Here is a 4,779-nt window from a genome sequence, read left to right on the forward strand (position 1 = left end):
GCATGTCGCTATCGACGTGCCGTTTGGCCGCGACCCGACGGCGATGCTGCGCGAGATCGCCAGTGATCGCATCGAAACGATCGAGGATTTCGCTCGCAAGGTGGCCTGATCGGTTGCTTGTTGTTTAGGTTGCCGTGAACCTTTTCAGGGTTCGACGCGACTGACGAGTATGCAGGCTCCCACTCCCTGCCGGATCCCCCCGGCCCGCCTGCACTCTGCCCGGTCCTCCCAGGACCGGGCTTTTCTCTTTCTCCCTCAGCGAAGACCGCCTACCGCCGGTCCATGTCCCGCTTAAACTGGTCGAAGATTGTCTCCACGCCCTTCTGGTAGTCATCACGCTGCTGGGCGCCGGTTTCGAACATCTTGCCGAACAGGTCGTCGAACGGGTTTTTCGGCCGGCCGCTCGGATTGGCCTGTGGCTGCGGTGCCTGACGTTGCGGGGGCGCTTGAGGCTGTTGCGGCGCCGGCTGTCCGCCGGGGATGCCGCCTAAGCCACCGCCACCTTGCCGCAGCATCTCCTCGAAGATTTTCCCCAGCGGATTGTCTCCGTAGGGGCTTTGCGTCTGCTGGGGCTGCGGCTGCGCCCGCCCCTGCGGCTGCGGCTGAGGCGCGCCACCGCCGAACATGTCCTGCAGCACCTTGCCGAGCGGATTGTCGCCGTAGGGATTGGGTGCCGGCTGCGTCTGGCTTTGCGGCTGTGGCTGAGCCGCGCCGCCGCCGAACATGTCCTGCAACACCTTGCCGAGCGGGTTGTCCATCGGGTTCTGGGGCGGCGGCGCCTGGCGCGGCTGCGGCGCCGGGGCCTGCATGCCGCCGCCTTGCCGCATCATCTGCTCGATGATCTCGCCGAGCGGATTGTTGCCGCCGCCGCCAAAACCGCCGGCGGCCTGCATCTGGTTTGCCGTCTGCTTGAACAGCCCGCCCATGACCATCGAGGCGATCGCCGGCAGCATCTGCTGCAGGATCTGCTGATTGACGCCGCTGGCTTGCGCCGCCTGGCTGGCCACGGCGCGAGACAGATCCTTCGAACCGAACAGGTGCCCGAGAATGCCGTTGCCCTCATCGACGCCTTGCGGCGAGAAGGCCCGGGTTGCGTCCTCGAAATACTTGGCGTGCTGGCCGCTGGCCATCGCCGTCATGAAGGCGCCGAGCCCATAGGGGTCGGCGGTGTTGCGTTGCAGCCCCTGCGAAAAGGCCGGCAGCAATGCGGCAACCGCCGCTTGCGTCTGCTGCATTGAAAGCCCGTATTGCTGGGCAAGGGCCTGCATGCCATTGCCGTTCTGGGCCTGCGTCAGCATGTCGAACAAGGTGGGCATCGGCGTCTCCTCCGGAAATCCTCGCCGAAGAAGCCTAGTTTGTTTCCACTTCCGATTGAAGCGACTTTTGCCGGCCGGTCAGCTTTGCCAAATCCGAGGGTTAATAGGCGTATTCCATGAAAACCGGCTCGATCGAGCCGCCCCAGCGCGTGTGGTAGGCCGACAGCATCTCCTCGGCGCTGGTGGTGCCCCGCGCCACCACTTCGTCCAACGTGTTGAGGAAGGAGGTCTCGTCGTAGCCGTCGCGGTTCTTCTTGCCACGGTTCTTCAGTCCCATGCGGGAAATGACCATCACGTCACGCGCGATCTCGCGCAGCGTGGTGTTGCGGAAGGGTGCGGAGATGCCTTGTTCCGGCACGGCATTGCGCATCGCCAGCGTTTCTTCATACGTCCAGCTCGAGGTCAGCGCCTCGGCGGCATCGAGTGCGGCCTCATCATAAAGCAATCCGACCCAGAAGGCCGGCAGCGCGCAAATGCGCCGCCATGGCCCGCCATCGGCGCCGCGCATCTCGAGGAAGCGCTTCAGCCGCACATCCGGGAACAGCGTTGACAGATGGTTCGCCCAGTCGCCCATTGTCGGCAGCCCGTCCGGCACTTCATTGCGCGCGGCCCCGGCCATGAACTGGCGGAAGGTGATGTGGGTCATGTCGTGATAGCGACCGTCGCGGATGACGAAATACATCGGCACGTCGAGCGCCCATTCGACATAGTCGGCGAAACCGAAATCGGGCGAGAAGCAGAATTCGAGCAGGCCCGAGCGCTGGTTGTCGGTGTCACGCCAAATGTCGCCGCGCCAGCTCTGCAAGCCGTTCGGGTGGCTTTCGGTGAAAGGCGAATTGGCGAACAAGGCCGTCGACAGCGGCTGCAGCTTCAACGACACCTGCATCTTGCGGCGCATGTCGGCCTCGCTCTCGAAGTCGAGATTCACCTGGATCGTGCAGGTGCGGTACATCATGTCGAGGCCCTTGGTGCCGACCTTGGGCATGTAGCGCGTCATGATCTCGTAGCGCGATTTCGGCATTTTCGGCGTCTCGGCAAGCGACCATTTCGGGCTGCCGCCGAGGCCGAGGAAGCGGATGCCCATCGGCTCGGCGATCTCGCGCACCTGCGCCAGATGGGCGTTGCCCTCGCGGCAGGTCTGGTGGATCGTCTCCAGCGGTGCGCCGGAAAGCTCGAACTGGCCGCCGGGTTCCAGCGAAATCGCACCCTGGCCGGTCGGTTCGACCAGGCCGATGATGCGGCCGTCATCGACGATCGGGTCCCAGCCGAGCTTTTCCTGCATGCCTTCGAGGATGGCGCGGATGCCGCGCTCGCCGCCATAGGGGACCGGTGCATTGCCGTCGACATAGAAGGGGAATTTCTCGTGCTCGGTGCCGATGCGCCATTTGTCGCGCGGCTTGTTGCCTTCGGCCAGGTGCTCGACGAGTTCGTCGACACCTTCGATCGGGCGGAAATCGGTCGTATCGCGCGCCATGATGGTACCCTCAGAGGCGGCCGGATGACCGCCGGCGGTAAATGGACGAAATGTCAGCAGACGATCAAGCGAAAAATCCTGAGCCACAGGTCAACAGGAATTGAACGTTGCTGGAACTCTGCGTCCCTTGCAAGGGATGACGTCTCACCAGTCTCCGACCGTTGCCTGCATCACCGCGAATGCGGCCACCGCCGCCGTATCGGCGCGCAGGATACGCGGGCCGAGCGGAATGGCGGTGACGAAGGGCAGGGCGCGCAGCATCTTGCGCTCGTCGTCGGAAAAGCCACCCTCCGGCCCGACCAGCAGCCCAAGCTTCTTTTCCTTGACCGCCTGCAGCGCGGCCAGCGGATTGTTGGTCGAAGCATCCTCGTCGCAGAAGATCAGCCGTCGCTCTGTGTCCCAGCCGGTCAACAGGCGGTCGAATTTTTCGGCTTCGCGCACCTGAGGCACCGCCAGGATGCCGCATTGCTCGGCGGCTTCGACGACATTGGCGCGCAGGCGATCGATCGACGGCTTGGCCACTTGCGTGTGCTGGGTAATGACCGGCTGCAGGATGCCGGCGCCCATCTCGACCGCCTTCTGCACGAGATAATCGAGCCGGCCCTGCTTCAGCGGCGCAAAGCAGTAGACGAGATCGGGCAGAGGCGGCTGCGGCCGCTGCAGCGCCGACACCTTCAGCCGCACCGCCCTTTTCGTCTTCGCCGATATGGCCGCCGACCACTCGCCGTCGCGGCCATTGAACACCAGGATTTCGGCGCCTTCGCCAAGCCGCAGCACATGCAGGAGATAGTGGCTCTGCTGTTGGCCGGCCTCGAATTCGATGTCCGGCGCGAGATCGTCGGTCACGAACAGACGTTGCATTTTGTAATTGGCGCGCATCGCCGAGGAATGAGCGAGCCGGCCGCCGGCGTCAAGCCTCGGCGGTCGGATGCCACACCGGCCGAAAGCCGTGCCGCAGCACGCAGAGCGTCGTGGCCGGCGTCAGTAGCGAGAGTGTCTTGCTTTTGAGCATGTCGAAATCGTTGGGGTGCTCATATCCCGCAAAGGACCAGCGCAGTGCCTTGCCGCTACGCAGGGCATAAACAGTGCCGCCATCCGCAACCACGACGCCGTCCGGCAGGCCGGCAAGGTCTTCAACCGCAATCACCGGCGGCTTGCCGCCTGACGCCAGCCGCTCCTTGTGCAGCCGCTTGTCGACCATCGGCGCGCGCGGTTCGGCGATGCCGAAGGCTTCGCCGAAGCGGCCGACGAAATCCCTGGCCCGTTCGCGCTGGCAAAAGAAGCAGGGGCGATGCCCGGCCGCCAGTGCGGTCACCTCGTCGAGGAAGAACAGCTCGGTCCAGCCCGCTTTACCGCCCTTCCTGTTGCGGCCCATCGGTTCGCGCCGCACATTTCGGAATTGGCAGACGCAGATGATCCAGGCTTGAAGCGCCCAGCGCTTTTTCTTGAGCGTCTTCGTCTCGGGGTCGTGGATGATGCCGCGATTGCCGGTGAACATGCCGCGATCGGGCACGGCATGGATGGCGCCGAACGGATCGACCCGGTTCTGCAGTGGCATAGTTTTCTCTCCGGACACGCATCTTGGCTGCAATGCGAGCGGCATGATATCGCTCGTCGCAGCTTTTTCATGTCAGCAGGGTTTTGCGATGCGGGTGCTGGTGGTCCAGAACTACGACAATACCGGCCTCGGCCAGGTCGGCGCAGCACTTGCGGAAGCGGGCGCCGATCTCGACCTGCGTCTCCCTTACAGGGGCGATCCCCTGCCGGATGACGCGGCCGGGCATGATGCCATGGTGGTGCTCGGCGGGGGCCAGAATGCGCTGGCCGACGATGAGTATCCCTATTTCCCGGCACTGCTCGAACTGACCCGCGACTTTGCCGACAAGGATCGCGCCGTGCTCGGCATCTGCCTGGGCAGCCAGCTCGTCGCTCGTGCCTTTGGTGGCGAGAACCGTATCGGCGGCGCCAATGAGTTCGGTTGGCACGGCG

4 protein-coding genes and 1 pseudogene are annotated in these 4,779 nt (G+C 64.4%); 1 reads left to right on the plus strand and 4 read right to left on the minus strand.

Annotated elements, in window-relative coordinates:
* Positions 1–269: 269 nt before the first annotated feature.
* From ENZ74_RS22280 to ENZ74_RS22295, 4 genes are all read right to left on the minus strand, one after another.
* The gene (locus tag ENZ74_RS22280; RefSeq protein WP_024502320.1) at positions 270–1,316 is read right to left on the minus strand and encodes a DUF937 domain-containing protein; all 1,047 of its coding nucleotides are present in this window, start codon (positions 1,314–1,316) and stop codon (positions 270–272) included.
* 100 nt (positions 1,317–1,416) lie between these two features.
* On the minus strand, positions 1,417–2,790 hold the full coding sequence (locus tag ENZ74_RS22285) for a glutamate--cysteine ligase (RefSeq protein WP_063170127.1): 1,374 nt from the start codon (positions 2,788–2,790) through the stop codon (positions 1,417–1,419).
* Between the two features lie 144 nt (positions 2,791–2,934).
* Positions 2,935–3,669: a 16S rRNA (uracil(1498)-N(3))-methyltransferase gene (locus ENZ74_RS22290; protein ID WP_013530342.1), complete on the minus strand. Its 735-nt coding sequence runs from the start codon at positions 3,667–3,669 to the stop codon at positions 2,935–2,937.
* Positions 3,670–3,700: 31 nt separating this feature from the next.
* The gene (locus ENZ74_RS22295; protein WP_063170128.1) at positions 3,701–4,348 is read right to left on the minus strand and encodes a hypothetical protein; all 648 of its coding nucleotides are present in this window, start codon (positions 4,346–4,348) and stop codon (positions 3,701–3,703) included.
* Positions 4,349–4,436: 88 nt separating this feature from the next.
* Here ENZ74_RS22295 and ENZ74_RS22300 point away from each other — a divergent pair.
* Positions 4,437–4,779 (plus strand): annotated as a pseudogene (locus ENZ74_RS22300) (GMP synthase); the annotation flags it as partial.

Origin of the sequence: Mesorhizobium sp. M7A.F.Ca.CA.002.15.2.1 (assembly GCF_003998715.1) — a bacterium.
Lineage (GTDB): Bacteria > Pseudomonadota > Alphaproteobacteria > Rhizobiales > Rhizobiaceae > Mesorhizobium > Mesorhizobium ciceri.

Coding starts and splice junctions, on each gene's coding strand:
- ENZ74_RS22285 (WP_063170127.1), bottom strand. CDS start 2,790: ATGGCGCGCGATACGACCGATTTCCGCCCGATCGAAGGTGTCGACGAA.
- ENZ74_RS22290 (WP_013530342.1), bottom strand. CDS start 3,669: ATGCGCGCCAATTACAAAATGCAACGTCTGTTCGTGACCGACGATCTC.
- ENZ74_RS22280 (WP_024502320.1), bottom strand. CDS start 1,316: ATGCCCACCTTGTTCGACATGCTGACGCAGGCCCAGAACGGCAATGGC.
- ENZ74_RS22295 (WP_063170128.1), bottom strand. CDS start 4,348: ATGCCACTGCAGAACCGGGTCGATCCGTTCGGCGCCATCCATGCCGTG.